This window comes from Pelomonas candidula (assembly GCF_043555985.1).
Taxonomy (GTDB): domain Bacteria; phylum Pseudomonadota; class Gammaproteobacteria; order Burkholderiales; family Burkholderiaceae_C; genus Pelomonas; species Pelomonas candidula.
Genome location: NZ_JBIGIC010000005.1, coordinates 118,422 through 132,035, shown reverse-complemented (window position 1 = coordinate 132,035; position 13,614 = coordinate 118,422). Strand labels below are relative to the sequence as shown.

The following is a 13,614-nucleotide window of genomic DNA, read 5'->3' as shown; positions in this document are numbered from 1 at the left end:
CCATCTCGCAGTCGAGGTTTCGCCCATGTCATTGCAGCAGGACATCGACGCGGCCAGCGCCGCGCTGGAGCCCCAGATCATTGCCTGGCGCCGCGACCTGCACGCCCATCCCGAGCTGGGCAACCGCGAGTTCCGCACCGCCTCCATCGTCGCCGAGCACCTGCGCTCGCTGGGCTTCGACGATGTGAAGACCGGCGTGGCGCATACCGGCGTCGTCGGGTTGCTCAAGGGTGGCAAGCCAGGCGGTGTCGTCGCGCTGCGCGCCGACATGGATGGCCTGCCCGTCACCGAGGAGGTCGAGCTGCCGTTCGCCTCCAAGGCGCGCGCGGTGTGGAACGGCGAGGAGGTGGGCGTCATGCACGCCTGCGGGCACGACTGCCACGTTGCCATCCTGATGGGCGTGGCCAGCATCCTGGCCGGGCTGCGGGACCAGATCCCCGGCACGGTGAAGTTCATCTTCCAGCCCGCCGAGGAGATGCCGCCCGAGGGCGAGGAGGGAGGGGCGGCGCTGATGATCAAGGAGGGCGTGCTGGAGAACCCGACGCCGCAGGCCATCTTCGGCCTGCACGTCACGTCGCGTCAGCCGGCCGGCGTCATCGGCTACCGGCCGGGGCCGACGATGGCGAGTTCCGACAAGCTCAAGATCACCGTGCACGGCAAGCAGACGCACGGCGCCGCGCCGTGGCTGGGCGTGGACCCCATCGTTACGTCTGCGCAGATCGTGCTGGGCCTGCAGACCATCGTCAGCCGCACGCTGGACCTGAACCGCGAGCCGGCCGTCGTCACCATCGGCGCCATCAAGGGCGGCGTGCGCGAGAACATCATCCCGGACTCGGTCGAGATGCGCGGCACGATCCGCAGCTTCGACGAGGGCATGCGCGACGCCATCCACGAGCGCATCACGACGTTGGCCGAGGGTATCTCCACCGCATCGCGCGCGACCTGCAAGGTCTGCATCACGAAGAACTACCCGGTCACGCGCAACGATCCGGTGCTGACCGAGCAGATGGTGCCCACGCTGACGCGTGTGGCCAGCACCGGCCCGCGGCCGATGGGCATTGAAGTGGTGCCCAAGGCGACGGGCGCCGAAGACTTCTCATTCTTCCAGCGGCTCATCCCGGGCCTGTTCTTCTTCGTCGGCGTGACGCCGCCGGACATCGAGCCCAGCAAGGCCTACTCCAACCACTCGCCGCGCTTCGTCGTCGACGAGCGCGGGCTGGAGGTGGGCGTGCGGGCGCTGGCCCATCTGGCGGTGGACTACCTGGCGTCGACCGTCAGGGCCTGACGGTCACGGCATGAGCAGCGCGCCCCAGGCGGCGCTGCGCAGCCGGGCGGATTCGCCGCTGTCTTCCATCTCGCGCAGCACCGCCGTCAGGCGCGGCAGCAGCTCGCGGTGGCGCTGGTGCAGCAGCGCGTACAGAGGCGTCTGGTGCAGGGGGGCCGGCAGCCGTGCCAGGCCGGTCATGTCGTTCGGCTCCAGCTCGGGCATGCCGGCGGCGGAGGTCAGCAGCGCGACGTCGATGACCTCGGCGCGCAGCAGCCGCAACAGGTCGTTGCGCGTGCTGGCCTCCACCCTGCGTGGTGCGTCTGCCAGCCAGGTTTCAAGCAGCACGACGCCGCGCGGGTAGCCTACGCGCAGGGTCATCAGCGCGGCCTCGTCTCGTGGCCGCGGGCCGGCCTGGCGTACATAGCCCAGTACCTGCACGGTGGCCAGCGGCACGGGCACCAGCAGCAGTTCGGGGTTTTTCAATGCCAGCTCGCGGATGCGCAGTGACTCGCCGTCCAGCAGGCCCTGCAGCGTCATCGTCAGCGAGCGGCGCAACGGCAGCGGCTCGAACTGCAGCTCCAGCCCGAGGCGCTCGAAAGCGCGGCGCAGCAGTGCGCGGCCGATGGGCGCGAGGCCCGTCTGGTCGTTGATGTCGGTGGCGAAGCGCAGCGGCGCGGCCCACCCGAGCCCGGGCGCCAGCAGCGCCAACAGCGCTGCACCGGCTTTCCGACGTCGCCAACCCGCCATGGCTGCAACCCTCAGTTCCGTGCCGACTGCCCCCTGTGGTTGATGGTAGGGCGCGGACGCCGGTGCGAGGTGCGGGTCGACCCGCCGCAGTCAGGGGGTCAGCTCGGTGCCAGATTCAGGAAGAAGCGCGACAGCCAGCCCACCGCGTGGGCATCGGCGGTGGCGCCACGGCCGCGCTGCTCGATGCGCACGTTGGCGACGGCCGTCGACAGCACGGCGTTGCCCTGGCCGATCATGCGCGGGTCCACCTGGCCGGAGAAGCGCAGCACGTCGACGTTGTGGTTGACGCCGATCTGCTTCTCGCCGCTGATCATCAGGTGGCCGTTGGGCAGCACGCTGGTGACGACGGCGGTGATGGCGCCGGTGAACTCGTTGGTGTTCTGGTTGCTGCCCTTGCCCTTGTTGTCGTTGGCGGACGTCGCGGCGGCGCTGGCCCTGCCGAAGGAGTTGCTGGAGATCAGCGGCAGCGCGGTGACGCCGGCGGACAGGCTGCCGCTCTTGCTCAGCTCGCTGGTGCTGGTCTGGGTGGCCGAGACCTTCTCGGTGATGTTGATCGTCAGCGTGTCGCCGACAAGGCGGGCGCGGTGGTCCTCGAACAGCGGCCGGTAGCTGGCGCCCTGGTAGATGGAGCCGTTGGTTGCCGCCATGGGCTGCACGGGCGGCAGGTTGACGACCGGCAGCGGCGCCATCTCGACGTGGGGCTCGGGGTAGGGCGTGGCGCAGCCGGCGAGCAGGGCGGCGAGCGAGAGGGCGGCGATGAGTTTCATGAGCACTTCTCCTGGGTTCAGGCCGCGCGGCGGGCCGTGCCTTGAGCGGAGGCTAGATCTGGGCGAGCTTCTGCAGCATCTGGTCCGAGGTCTGGACGGCCTTCGAGTTCAGCTCGTAGGCGCGCTGGGTCTGGATCATCTGCACCAGTTCCTCGACGACGTTGACGTTCGACGTCTCGACGAAGCCCTGCTGGATCGAGCCCATGCCGTTGTTGCTCGGGGCGCCGGTGTTGGGCGTGCCGCTGGCGGCGGTCTCGGTGAAGAGGTTCTGGCCCTTGGGGTCCAGGCCGGCCGGATTGACGAAATTGGCCATCTGGATCTGGCCGACGGTCTGCGCGGCGGTCTGGCCGGGCAGCGTGACGCTGACGGTGCCGTCGTTGCCGATGGTCAGCGTCTGTGCGTTGGTCGGGATGGTGATGCCGGGCAGCACCGTGTAGCCGTTGTTCGTCACCATCTGGCCGTTGGCATTGAGCTGGAACGAGCCGTCGCGGGTGTACGCCGTCGTGCCGTCGGGCATCTGGATCTGGAAGAAGCCGTCGCCCTTGATCGCCAGGTCCAGGTTGTTGCTGGTCTGCTGCAGGTTGCCCTGCGTGTAGATGCGGGCGGTGGCGACGGGGCGCACACCCAGGCCGACCTGCAGGCCGGTGGGCAGCGTGGTCTGCTCCGTGCTGTTGGCGCCGGCCTGCCGCATGTTCTGGTAGATCAGGTCCTCGAAGACCGCGTGCGAACGCTTGTAGCCGTTGGTGCCGACGTTGGCGAGGTTGTTCGAGATGTTGTCCAGCTGGGTCTGCTGGGCTTCCATGCCGGTCTTGGCGATCCAGAGCGAGCGCATCATGGCGTTGTGTCCTTAAGTCGAGCTCAGCAGCTTGGCGGACTGCTGTCCCTGGGTCTGGGCAATCTGCAGCAGCTTCATCTGCTGCTCGAACTGGCGGCCGGCGGCGATCATGGCGACCATGGTCTCGACGGGGCTGACGTTGGAGCCTTCCAGCGCACCGTCCTGCAGCCGGGCGGTCTGGTCGGCCGGCAGGTCGCCGTCGGCGGCACGGAACAGGCCGTCGTCGCCGCGTGTGAGCTGGCGGGACGTCTCGGGCGTGACCAGCTTGAGCCGGCCGACCGTCGTCGGCTTCTGGTTGGGCTGCTTGGCGCTGACGGTGCCATCGCTGCCGATGGACACCTCGCTGTTCTGCGGGATGTTGATCGGGCCGCCATCGCCCAGCACGGGCATGCCGTTGCGCATGACGAGGATGCCCTCGGCGTTGACGTCCAGCGAGCCGGCGCGGGTGTAAGCCTCGGTGCCGTCGTTGCTCTGCACGGCCAGCCAGGCGCTGCCCTGCATGGCGACGTCGAGGTTGCGGCCGGTGGGCGTGAGCGTGCCGGGAGCGTCGTTGTAACCGATGGTGGTTTCCAGCGCGTAGGCGCGGGTGGACGCGCCGTCGCCGCGCACCGGCACGGCCCGGAAGGCCTGCAGCTCGGCGCGAAAGCCATTGGTCGTGACGTTGGCGAGGTTGTGCGAGAGCACGTCCTGCCGCTGCATGGCCGCCTTGGCGCCGGCCATCGAGAGGTAGATCATGCGGTCCATGGCGCGTCCTCAGCCGTCGTCGGGGTCAGCGCAGATTGACGATGGTCTGCAGGACCTGGTCCTGCGTCTTGATCGTCTGCGCGTTGGCCTGGTAGGCGCGTTGGGCCGTCACCATATTGACCAGTTCCGCGGTCAGGTCGACGTTGCTTTCCTCCAGCGCACCGGACTGCAGCGCGCCCATGTTGCCGTCACCCGGCACGCCGACGACCGCGTCGCCGGACGCGACCGTGCGGACCCAGACGTTGTGGCCCGTGGGCTGCAGGCCTTGCGGGTTGCGGAAGTTCGCCAGCTCGACCTGGCCGGCCGGCTTGCTCTGGCCGTTGGAGTAGCGGGCCTGGACGATGCCGTTGTTGGCCACCGTGATGCCGGTCAGCTGGCCCGGCGCGTAGCCGTCCTGGGTCAGGTTGGTCACGGCGAAGCTGCTGCCGTTCTCGGTCGCGCCGGTCAAGTCCAGCTGGATGTTGGCGATGGCCAGCGTCGAGTTGCCGCGCGTGCTGGTCCCGGCGGGGACGCTCATGTTGATGGCCGCGGTGGGCACGGTGGGCGAGCCGCCGGTGGGCGGGAAGGTGATCGTCGTGTAGGGCGTCGTCGGGTTGCCGTTGGCGTCCAGCGCGATGGCGGCGCCGGAGGAATCGGTATCGAAGGGCGTGCCGTTGGCGGTGGCGTAGACGTTCCAGGTGTCGCTGCCGTCGGCGGCGGTCGCGGCCTTCTGGAAGTAGAAGGTCACGGCCACGTCCTGGCCCTTGGCGTCGTAGACGGTCATGGACGTGGCGTTGTTGTACGTCGTGCTGTCCGTCAGGTCGATGCCGGTGCCGGTGCCGCTGCCGGGGGCGGTGACCTTCAGGCGCGAGTCGAGGTTGAACTCCATCTGCACCTTGGACGTCACCGCGGGCGGGATGCCGCCGGTGGGCAGCTGCAGCGGCGTGGCCGTGCCCGGCTGGATGACGCCGGCGCCGTTGGCGGGGTAGCCCATCAGCTTGAGGCCGTCGTTGTTGACGATGAAGCCGTCCTTGCTGACCTTGAACTGGCCGTTGCGGCTGTAGAGCGTGGGGTTGATGCCGTCGCTGACCTGGAAGAAGCCGCCGCCGTTGATGGCGAGGTCCATCGGGTTCTCGGTCGTCGTGATGTTGCCCTGCGTGAACTGCTGGGCCACCGACTGCAGCGAGGTGCCGATGCCGATCTCGTTCGAGCCGGCGCCGTTCAGCGCGGCGGCGTAGACGTCCGCAAATTCGGCCCGCGACGCCTTGGCCCCGTAGGTGCCGGAGTTGGCGATGTTGTTGCCGATGACGTCGAGATTCTTGGACGCTGCGGCGAGCCCGGAGAGGCCTTGCTGGAATGCCATGGGGAAGTCCTTGCGGTCGTGCGGGGATGGATCAGTTGACGGCCTGGACGGCCGTGTAGTCGACGGAGCCCAGGCGGGCGAGGTCCAGCTTCAGGCTGCCGTTCTCGCTGTAGACCGCGGTGACCTTGTCGTTGGCGTAGGTGGTCGACGTGACGGGAGCGGTGCCATTGGTGGCCGTGATGCGGTACTTGACCTCGCTGCCTTCGGACGCCAGCGTGCCGGCGTTCCAGCTGAAGGTCTGGCGGCCCTGGGCCTGGGCGCCGAGCTGCTGCGTGTCGATGACGTTGCCGGCCGGGCCGAGGATCTCCAGCTTGACCGCGCTGGCGGCACCGGCCAGGTCAAAGCTGCCTTCGGCGACGCCGTTGGTCACCTGCAGGCTGTTGCTGGGCACGCTGACCTCGCGGCCCACCAGCGAGACCGACTGCAGGGCCTGCATCTGGCCCAGCTGGCTGCCCAGGCTGGTGATGCTGGTGTTCAGCGTGGACAGGCTCGTCACCTGCTGGATCTGCGCCATCTGGCTCGTCACCTGGGCGTTGTCCATCGGGTTGAGCGGGTCCTGGTTGTTCATCTGCGCGACGAGCAGCTTCAGGAAACGGTCCTGCGTGTCGGCGGCGTTGGTCGACGACGTCGAGGAGCTGCTGCTCGTGCTGGAGGTGGTCGAGCTGGTCGAGCTGCTGGAGCTGGTGCCGTTGAGTACGGAGAAGTCCATGGCGTGCTTTCAACGGGCGACCATCACTGGCCGAGTTGCAGGGTCTTGAGCAGCAGGCTCTTGGCCGTGCCCATGACTTCGATGTTGTTCTGGTAGGAGCGCGACGCCGAGATCATGTTGACCATCTCTTCCACCGGGTTCACGTTGGAATAGGTCACGTAGCCGTCGGCGTCGGCCTGCGGATGATTGGGGTCGTGCACGCGGCGGCCGGGTGTCTGGTCCTCGGTGATGTTGGTCACGCGCACGCCGGCGTTGCCGCTGTCGTCGCCCGCGCCCATCAGCGTGGTCTGGAACACCACCTGGCGCGCCTTGTAGGCCTGGCCGTCGGGGCCGGCCACCGTGTCGGCGTTGGCCAGGTTGCTGGCCACCACGTTCAGGCGCTGGCTCTGCGCGCTGACCGCGCTGCCGGAGACGCTGAAGATCTGGAACATCGACATGGCTCAGTCCTCCTGCCTCGTCAGGCCTGGTTGGGCGACTTCATCGCGTCCAGCGCGTTGCGCACCGAACTGTTGATGAAGCGCAGCGTGGCCTCGTACTTCACCGAGTTGTCGGCGAAGCTCGCGCGCTCGCGGTCCATGTCCACGCCGTTGCTGTCCAGGCTGGTCTGGGACTGCAGCGCGTATTCCTTGCCGCTCTCGCCGCGAGCGCCGGCCAGCGGTGCGATGTGGCCGCTCTGGGTGGTGGCGAGGGCGCCCGGCGTGCCGACCTCGCCGGTGGCTTCGCGCAGCGCCTCGGCGAAGTTGATGTCGCGGGCCTGGTAGCCGGGCGTGTCGGCGTTGGCGATGTTGCTGGCGAGCAGGCGCTGGCGCTCCGCCCGCAGCGTGAGCGCCTGGGTCTGGAAGTTCAGCGTGTCGGTGAGTCGGTTCAACATCTTTGGCCTCTTGCGAGGGGGCGAGCCGGTAGGGCTCCTTGCGCAAATTGTCTGAACCAGGCCCGAAAACATGAGCGGGATTAGCGGGGTCTTCGCCGCTCAATTCCGACCTCGTGGCGCCGGGCCGCTCCCTAAAGTGGCGGCCATGCTGCGTCGAATCGCGTTCCTGATGTGCCTGGCCCTGGCCGGTGTGGGCGCCCGCGCCCAGACCGCGCTCGACCCCGCGCTTGTCGAGCGCGTGCGCCAGCTTGCCGAAACCGCCGCTCGCGCCACCGCGCCGCCTGGCACCCGCGTTGCCGTCGAGATCGGCCAGCTGGACGCGCGGCTCAGGCTCGCGCCCTGCCAGCAGATCCAGCCCTACCTCCCGCCCGGCATCGCCGTCTGGGGCCGCAGCCGCATCGGCCTGCGCTGCACCGTCGGCGCGGCGCGCTGGAACGTGACGCTGCCGGTGCGGGTGTCTGTCTACGGCCGCGTCGTCGTGGCCAGCGGTCCGCTGCCCGCCGGCGTGAATTTGTCTCAAGAGCAGCTGGCGATGGCCGATATCGACATCGCGGCCGAACCCGGTGCCGTCTTCACCGACGCCAGCCAGCTGATCGGGCGCACGCTTGCCCGGCCGGTCGGTGCGGCCGAGGCCGTGCGTGCGCCGGCCCTGAAGTCCCGCCTGTGGTTCACCGCCGGCGAGACGGTGCAGGTGAGCGCGGTCGGCGAGGGTTTTGCGGTGTCCTCCGAGGCCCAGGCCATGAGCGCGGGCATCGAAGGCCAGGAGGTCAGGGTGCGTTTCGAGAGCGGCCGGGTCGCCAGCGGCCGGGCCGTGGGCGAGCGGCGCGTGGAGCTGCTGTTGTGAGCAATGCGCCACAGTTCGCGTGCCCGAAAGCCGGAATTGGCCGGAAAAACCCGCCAGTTCCCGTTCAAGTTTCTAGGCCTGGAGCCGATACAAGGGGAAACTCCCCTGTAATGCCCCCGGCGGGGTCCGCCCCCGCACCCTGGAGAAGCTCATGAAGATCGGTAACAGCCCCAGCCCTGACGGCAGTGCCAGTACGGCCAAGGCCGAGCAGCGCCCCGTGGCGCGCAAGGCCGATGCCACCTCCGCAAGCGAAGTCGCCCGCTCGACCGCGTCCGCCCCGGCGGCCAGCGCCCAGGTCGCCATTTCCAACGCCGCCCAGATCGCTGCCGCTACCGGTACGGACGACGGCAGCTTCGACGCCGCCAAGGTCGACCGCATCTCCAAGGCCATCTCCGAGGGCAAGTTCACGGTCAATGCCAATGCCATCGCTGACAAGTTGGTCGCGAATGCGCAAGAATTGGTGAGCGCCCGCGGCAACAAACACTGATTCCCATGACCACCGTCCCGTCCACCCCTCTCAGCGCCGAGCTCGAAGCGCCGCTGCTGGCCGTCGAGGCTGCGCTGAACCAGCTGGGCGACGCCCTGGCCCGTCGGGACGCCGCTGCCATCGAACAGCACTCGGCCGAGCTGCACCAGCACCTGGCCCGCGCCGTGCAGAGCTTCAGCGAAGCCGCCCGCACCGGCGGCGTGCCGGCTGCGCTGCGCAACCGCCTCGTGCGCGCCGGCGGCCTGCTGGCCGCGCAGCGCGAGGCGCTGGCCCGCGGCAATGCCTCGCTGGACCGCGCGCTGGACGTGCTGATCCCCAGCGAACCGACCGGCCTTTACGGCGCCGGCGGCAAGGCCGAGCGCCGCAGCCTTGGCGGCGGCAGCTACACGGCCTGAGTCAGATCGCTCCGAAAAAGCCACCTCGCGAGGTGGCTTTTTGTTGCCCGCCTGACGGCTTGGCGCTCATGCGGCCTGGAAGGGCAGGCTCAGGTAGTAGCGCCCCAGGTCGGTCAACTGGCCGTTGGCGCCCAGCAGGCTCGTGAAATGCGTGTCGTTGTTCCAGCGGCCGGTGAACCAGGCGTAGCGGAACACGTCGGCGCGGTCCTCGCAGACCTTCACCATGTCCGCCATCTGGCCCTTCTGCTTGTCCACCGAGTCGATCTGCGCGGCGCCGTCGCCGGTGTGCCAGTTCGCCATCTCGGTCACCCAGAAGGGCTTGCCGTACTTCGTCAGGCGGTCGAGCTGGTCCTTGAGGCCGTAGTCGTACCAGTGGAAGGCGAGGGCGTCGATATGCGGCGCACGGCCCGCATTGGCCGCCGCATAGGCGGCGATGAACGCGTCGAGCCAGATCACCGGGTCCGAAAAACCTGCCATCGTGCCCCAGGTGATGGCCGGGCCGACCAGCTTCACGCCGGTCTTCCTGGCCACCGCCTCGTACTGCGGCCACAGCTGGGCGGCCGCCTGCGGGGTCAGGTTGGCCTGGTCCACCAGGTTGGGCTCGTTCAGCAGCAACAGGTGCTGGAGGCCGGGGTTGGCGGCGAGGAAGGCCTCGATGTCGGTTGCTGCGAAGTCACGCCAGAGCATCGGCACGAAATCCATGCCGTAGCGCCGGGCGTAGTCCGTGGGCACGCCGGTGTTGGGCTTCTGGCCCCAGTCGTACCACCAGCTGACACCTGGCGCGAGCGCCTGCAGGTCTTCCGCGGTGGCCAGGTCGTAGGCGATGCCGCGCTTGGCGCTCTTCACTGGCGTGGCGGGTGTTGAAGGCGTCGACGGCGTGGCGGGCGCCGAGGCGGTGTCGCCACCGCCGCCACCACCGCAGGCGGACAGGCCTGCGGCGGCGAGCGTGGAGAGGGCGCCGGCCAGGAGCTGGCGGCGGCGCAGGTGATCGGAGGCGTCGGTCATCGCGTTCACAGCGACTTGAGGAAGGCCAGCAGGGCCTCGCGGTCGGCCTTGGACAGCGCCTCGAAGCGCTGCCGGCTGGTGGTGGCCTCGCCGCCGTGCCAGAGGATGGCCTCGGTCAGCGTGCGGGCCCGGCCGTCGTGCAGGTAGCCCACCGGGCCCGCGCTGCCGGCCACGCGCTGCGTGTACCCGATGCCCCACAGCGCCGAGGTGCGCCACATGCTCCCGCTGGCCTGGCCTTCGGCGAAGCCATCGGCCAGGTCGCTGCCCATGTCGTGCAGCAGCAGGTCGGTGTAGGGCTTGATGAGCTGGTTGCGCAGCTCGGCGAACTCGGAGCCGTTGCCGGTCTTCATGGAGGCCACGTGACAGGCGGTGCAGCGGTTGGCCTGGAAGACCTGGGCGCCGGCGGCCACCTGGGCTGGGTTGACGTCCAGGTCCGGCAGCGGCGTCACGCCCTTGGGAAAGCCGCTGGCGACGCTGCGCTGGGCCGGCACCGCGAGCAGCGCGAGGTAGCGGCTGATCAGCGTCAGCTCGTCCTCGGTCAGGCCTTTCTCCGTCTTGGCCGGCGTGCACTTGCCGGACAGGCAGTCGCGGTTCGGGTAGACCGGGCTGGTGACGGACATGTCCTGCAGCGCCGCCGCGGCGGCCTGGTGGCGCAGGCTGACCTTGGAGGCCTTCCAGCCGTAGCGGCCCAGGCGCACGGCGCCGGTTTCCGGGTCGAAGGCGAAGTTCGCGACGCCCTTCACGCCATCGGCATCGGGCGTGGTGCGCACGCGGGCCAGGATGTCGGCGTCCGGCACGGCCTCCAGCAGCCCCACGCCGATCATCGGTTGCGCGCTGCGCAGCGAGTAGGCCGCCGGCATCGGGCCGTCGAAGGCGACGCGCGGCTTGCTGAGCTCGACGGTGGTGCCGTCCGCCAGCTTCACCGTGCGCACGTCGAAGCCGGCCACGCGGACGCTGGTGCCCCAGTCCTGCAGCGCGCCGGTGCTCGTCGAACGGGCATTCATCTGCGCGGCCACGCCGTAGACCGGGTGGGGAACCTGCCGGCCGTTGGCATCCAGCGCGGCGGTGCGCACGCCCATGGTGTCCAGGCGCTGGTTGATGGCGCTCGGGGCCAGGCTGCGGCCGTTGCCGATGTGGCATGCGAAGCAGCTCGACTGGTTGAAGCGTGCCCCCTGCAACTGCACGGCGGCCGTGTTCCTGTCGTTGCCGGGCTCGTTGTGGTCGCCGGTCCACAGGTTCGTGTGGACCCAGCGCCGGCCCTCGACGAAGCGCTGCATGTTCTGCATGCCGATCTGGCTGTTCGGCTGCTGGAAGATGAAGGCGCCGTTGTCGGCGTAGTCGTAGGACACCGAGCCGGTGCCGCCCTGCAGCGTCTCCTCGGGCAGCGGCGCGTTCATCAGGCGAGGCTGCACGCCATACCAGGGGCGCAGGCCGGTGCCGACGACGTAGGTCACCTCGTTGGTGTAGTAACGCACGGCGCCGCTGTCGCCGATGGCGTCCATCGCCGCGCGGGTGGAGAAGAACGAGCCCGTGAACTCGATCGCATCGCCGAGCTTGAGCGCGCGCGACGGCACGGTGGTGCCGTTGGGCACCATCACGCCATCGGCGTTCGCCGACAGCGCGCTGTAGCCCGGCATGTTGTCCAGCACGACGCTGCAACCATCGTTGGCGCCCTTGACGCCGCCGTAGCCGCTGGTCGGGTTCGTCAGCGCATCCTGCGGCGGCTTGGGCACCACCGGGCAGGCGGCCACGTCGTTGAAGCCGGCGGTGTAGGTCGTGTCGTCCAGCAGCTTGCCCGGCGACATCCACCCATAACCCGTCACCTTCGGATCGTCGAAGCGGCGGAAGAACGACTGCCCGCCGCCCTTCTGGGCCTGCTGGTAGTACTGGTTGACGATGATCGTCGGCTTGGTGACGCCGGCCACGCGGCTGTTGTCGATGAACTCGACGCCCCAGGTGCGGTTCTTGAAGTAGTTGGCGACGAAGTTCAGGTAGGCGCCCGGGCCCTTGTCGCGCGGGTTCCCCGCGGTGTCCACCGTGTCGTTGACGCCGAAGCCGATCTCGTTCCAGTCCTCGCCGCGCTCGCGGCCGTGGCGGGAGCGGCCCATCATGCCGAAGCGCGTCACCAGCGTGCCGTCCGGCAGCGAGAACTGCACCGTCTCCAGCGGCGGCTGCACGGCGGCCGCCGGCGCCAGCGCGGAGCCATCGGCCGGGAACGCCAGCGCCGTGGTGCTCAGCGTCGGCAGCGAGTTGTCGCTGCCGGGGGACTTGAACGTCACCTCGAACAGCGAGTAGCCGTACTGCGTGGCCCGCGCAACGCCTTGCAGCCGCACATAGCGCACGTTGGCGTTGAGGTTGTAGAACTCCTCGGTGCCGCCCTTGCCGCCGGTCACGTAGCGGATCTGGTACCAGGTCTGGCCGTCGTCGGAGCCCTGCAGCGCGTACTCCTTGCCGTAGGCGTTCTCCCACGTGAGGCTCAGGTAGCCCAGCGCGGTCTTGGCGCCGAAGTCGAACTGGACCCAGGCCGCGTCGTCCTGCGCGCTGGACCAGCGCGTGGTGGCGTTGCCGTCGATGGCCAGGCTGGCCGTGTTGGCGCCCTCGACGGCGGAAGAAGTCGCCGCCGCCACCTTCACGGTGATGCCGGGCTTGCTGATGTCGGTGCCCGCGGGCAGCTGCAGTGAGGGCGGCAGGTGCGGCGTGGCCGTCGTCGAGCCGCCCGGCAGATCGACCGGCGTGCTCGCCGGCGGCAGCTCCAGCACGGGCTCGGTGGCCACCGGGGACGACGCCGGTGTGGATGCGGGTGCAGCCGGAGACGCTGGCGTGGCGTCTGTGGGCGTGGAGACGCCTCCCGACCCGCCGCCGCACGCGGTGCTGATGGCCGCGGCCAGCAGGGCGATCGCCAGGGTGGGTGCCGCCAGTCGCCCGCGCGCGCCGGGCATGTCAGGAGTCTTGTTCATGTTCCGCTCAGGGGTCGGTCACCACGCCCTCCTGGGTACGGCACAGCAAAACGTCTCCGGTGCTTGTGGCACCGGAGAGCGTTGGCAGCTTAGGGATGGTGTCGGCAGGCCGGGTGTGCCCGCCTTGTGCGCCGTGAACGTTACGTTGTGTCTGAGTTACAGATCTGCAACTCTGGCAACTGTCGGATCGCTGTAACGCTGCTCAGCGCGTGGCGGCCTGGCGCACCTTGTCCAGGTAGGCATGGCCGTCCGGGGGCAGGCCGCTGCGCTGCGAGGCCCAGATCATTTCGCCCAAAGCGTCCATCGCGACGTGATGCGCCTCGTGGCGCGAGTTGCGCTTGGCGGACAGGAGGTCGACGGCCTGGCGGATGCCGGAGGGCTGGTCGATGGCGTGCTGCTCCGTGATCGTCAGGTGCATGGACAGGTGCAGGAAGGGGTTGGTGCGGCCTTCCTCGACCGTGTAGACCTTCTCCAGAGCGCCGGCCTCGTCGGCCAGGTCGGCGTGGTACTCCGGGTGCTCCGCGATCCAGTCCGCCGCCAGGGCCTCCATCGGGATCAGCGGCGCGCCATCGCGCCATTTGCGGTAGGTGGCGCAGAAGAAGCGCCGGACTTCGAGCTGGGACGGGGCGAACATGGCGCGATTG

Annotated in this window: 15 protein-coding genes; 4 read left to right on the top strand and 11 right to left on the bottom strand. The window is 69.3% G+C overall.

The features are described from left to right. Nucleotides 1-25: 25 nt before the first annotated feature. Entirely contained in the window at nucleotides 26-1,285 is a 1,260-nt protein-coding gene (locus ACG04R_RS11750) for an amidohydrolase (RefSeq protein ID WP_394410019.1), read from the top strand. 3 nt (nucleotides 1,286-1,288) lie between these two features. On the opposite strand, the gene ACG04R_RS11745 is transcribed toward ACG04R_RS11750, so the two are convergent. The 8 genes from ACG04R_RS11745 to flgB form a co-directional block, all read right to left on the bottom strand. Further along, nucleotides 1,289-2,014, bottom strand: a complete 726-nt coding sequence (locus ACG04R_RS11745) for a substrate-binding periplasmic protein (RefSeq protein ID WP_394410017.1) — start codon at nucleotides 2,012-2,014, stop codon at nucleotides 1,289-1,291. Nucleotides 2,015-2,112: 98 nt separating this feature from the next. Then, the gene (locus tag ACG04R_RS11740) at nucleotides 2,113-2,781 is read right to left on the bottom strand and encodes a flagellar basal body L-ring protein FlgH (RefSeq protein WP_394410015.1); all 669 of its coding nucleotides are present in this window, start codon (nucleotides 2,779-2,781) and stop codon (nucleotides 2,113-2,115) included. A gap of 52 nt (nucleotides 2,782-2,833) precedes the next feature. After that, nucleotides 2,834-3,616, bottom strand: a complete 783-nt coding sequence (flgG, locus tag ACG04R_RS11735; protein WP_394410013.1) for a flagellar basal-body rod protein FlgG — start codon at nucleotides 3,614-3,616, stop codon at nucleotides 2,834-2,836. Between the two features lie 12 nt (nucleotides 3,617-3,628). After that, the gene (flgF, locus tag ACG04R_RS11730; RefSeq protein ID WP_394410011.1) at nucleotides 3,629-4,360 is read right to left on the bottom strand and encodes a flagellar basal-body rod protein FlgF; all 732 of its coding nucleotides are present in this window, start codon (nucleotides 4,358-4,360) and stop codon (nucleotides 3,629-3,631) included. A gap of 25 nt (nucleotides 4,361-4,385) precedes the next feature. Further along, complete coding sequence (flgE, locus tag ACG04R_RS11725; RefSeq protein ID WP_394410008.1) at nucleotides 4,386-5,702, bottom strand: flagellar hook protein FlgE; 1,317 nt, start codon at nucleotides 5,700-5,702, stop codon at nucleotides 4,386-4,388. Nucleotides 5,703-5,733: 31 nt separating this feature from the next. Continuing rightward, nucleotides 5,734-6,411 carry a flagellar hook assembly protein FlgD gene (locus ACG04R_RS11720; RefSeq protein WP_394410005.1) on the bottom strand — a complete coding sequence of 226 codons (678 nt, stop codon included), beginning with the start codon at nucleotides 6,409-6,411 and terminating at the stop codon, nucleotides 5,734-5,736. Nucleotides 6,412-6,434: 23 nt separating this feature from the next. Beyond that, entirely contained in the window at nucleotides 6,435-6,848 is a 414-nt protein-coding gene (gene flgC, locus ACG04R_RS11715; RefSeq protein ID WP_394410003.1) for a flagellar basal body rod protein FlgC, read from the bottom strand. Nucleotides 6,849-6,868: 20 nt separating this feature from the next. Then, nucleotides 6,869-7,282, bottom strand: coding sequence for a flagellar basal body rod protein FlgB (flgB, locus tag ACG04R_RS11710; protein WP_394410000.1), 414 nt, complete (start codon nucleotides 7,280-7,282; stop codon nucleotides 6,869-6,871). Between the two features lie 145 nt (nucleotides 7,283-7,427). Here flgB and flgA point away from each other — a divergent pair, with 145 nt between their 5' ends. From flgA to ACG04R_RS11695, 3 genes are all read left to right on the top strand, one after another. Further along, complete coding sequence (flgA, locus tag ACG04R_RS11705) at nucleotides 7,428-8,126, top strand: flagellar basal body P-ring formation chaperone FlgA (RefSeq protein ID WP_394409997.1); 699 nt, start codon at nucleotides 7,428-7,430, stop codon at nucleotides 8,124-8,126. A gap of 151 nt (nucleotides 8,127-8,277) precedes the next feature. Then, the gene (gene flgM, locus ACG04R_RS11700) at nucleotides 8,278-8,613 is read left to right on the top strand and encodes a flagellar biosynthesis anti-sigma factor FlgM (RefSeq protein ID WP_394409994.1); all 336 of its coding nucleotides are present in this window, start codon (nucleotides 8,278-8,280) and stop codon (nucleotides 8,611-8,613) included. 5 nt (nucleotides 8,614-8,618) lie between these two features. Then, the gene (locus tag ACG04R_RS11695) at nucleotides 8,619-9,008 is read left to right on the top strand and encodes a hypothetical protein (protein WP_394409991.1); all 390 of its coding nucleotides are present in this window, start codon (nucleotides 8,619-8,621) and stop codon (nucleotides 9,006-9,008) included. Between the two features lie 66 nt (nucleotides 9,009-9,074). Here the strand turns inward: ACG04R_RS11695 and ACG04R_RS11690 are convergent, their stop codons facing one another. The 3 genes from ACG04R_RS11690 to ACG04R_RS11680 form a co-directional block, all read right to left on the bottom strand. Beyond that, a complete protein-coding gene (locus ACG04R_RS11690) occupies nucleotides 9,075-10,013 on the bottom strand; it encodes a glycosyl hydrolase (protein ID WP_394409988.1) in 939 nt (312 codons plus the stop codon). A 5-nt stretch (nucleotides 10,014-10,018) separates the two neighbouring features. Beyond that, a complete protein-coding gene (locus ACG04R_RS11685; protein WP_394409984.1) occupies nucleotides 10,019-12,970 on the bottom strand; it encodes a di-heme oxidoredictase family protein in 2,952 nt (983 codons plus the stop codon). A 202-nt stretch (nucleotides 12,971-13,172) separates the two neighbouring features. Continuing rightward, nucleotides 13,173-13,604: a DUF1841 family protein gene (locus tag ACG04R_RS11680; protein WP_394409981.1), complete on the bottom strand. Its 432-nt coding sequence runs from the start codon at nucleotides 13,602-13,604 to the stop codon at nucleotides 13,173-13,175. Nucleotides 13,605-13,614: the final 10 nt, after the last annotated feature.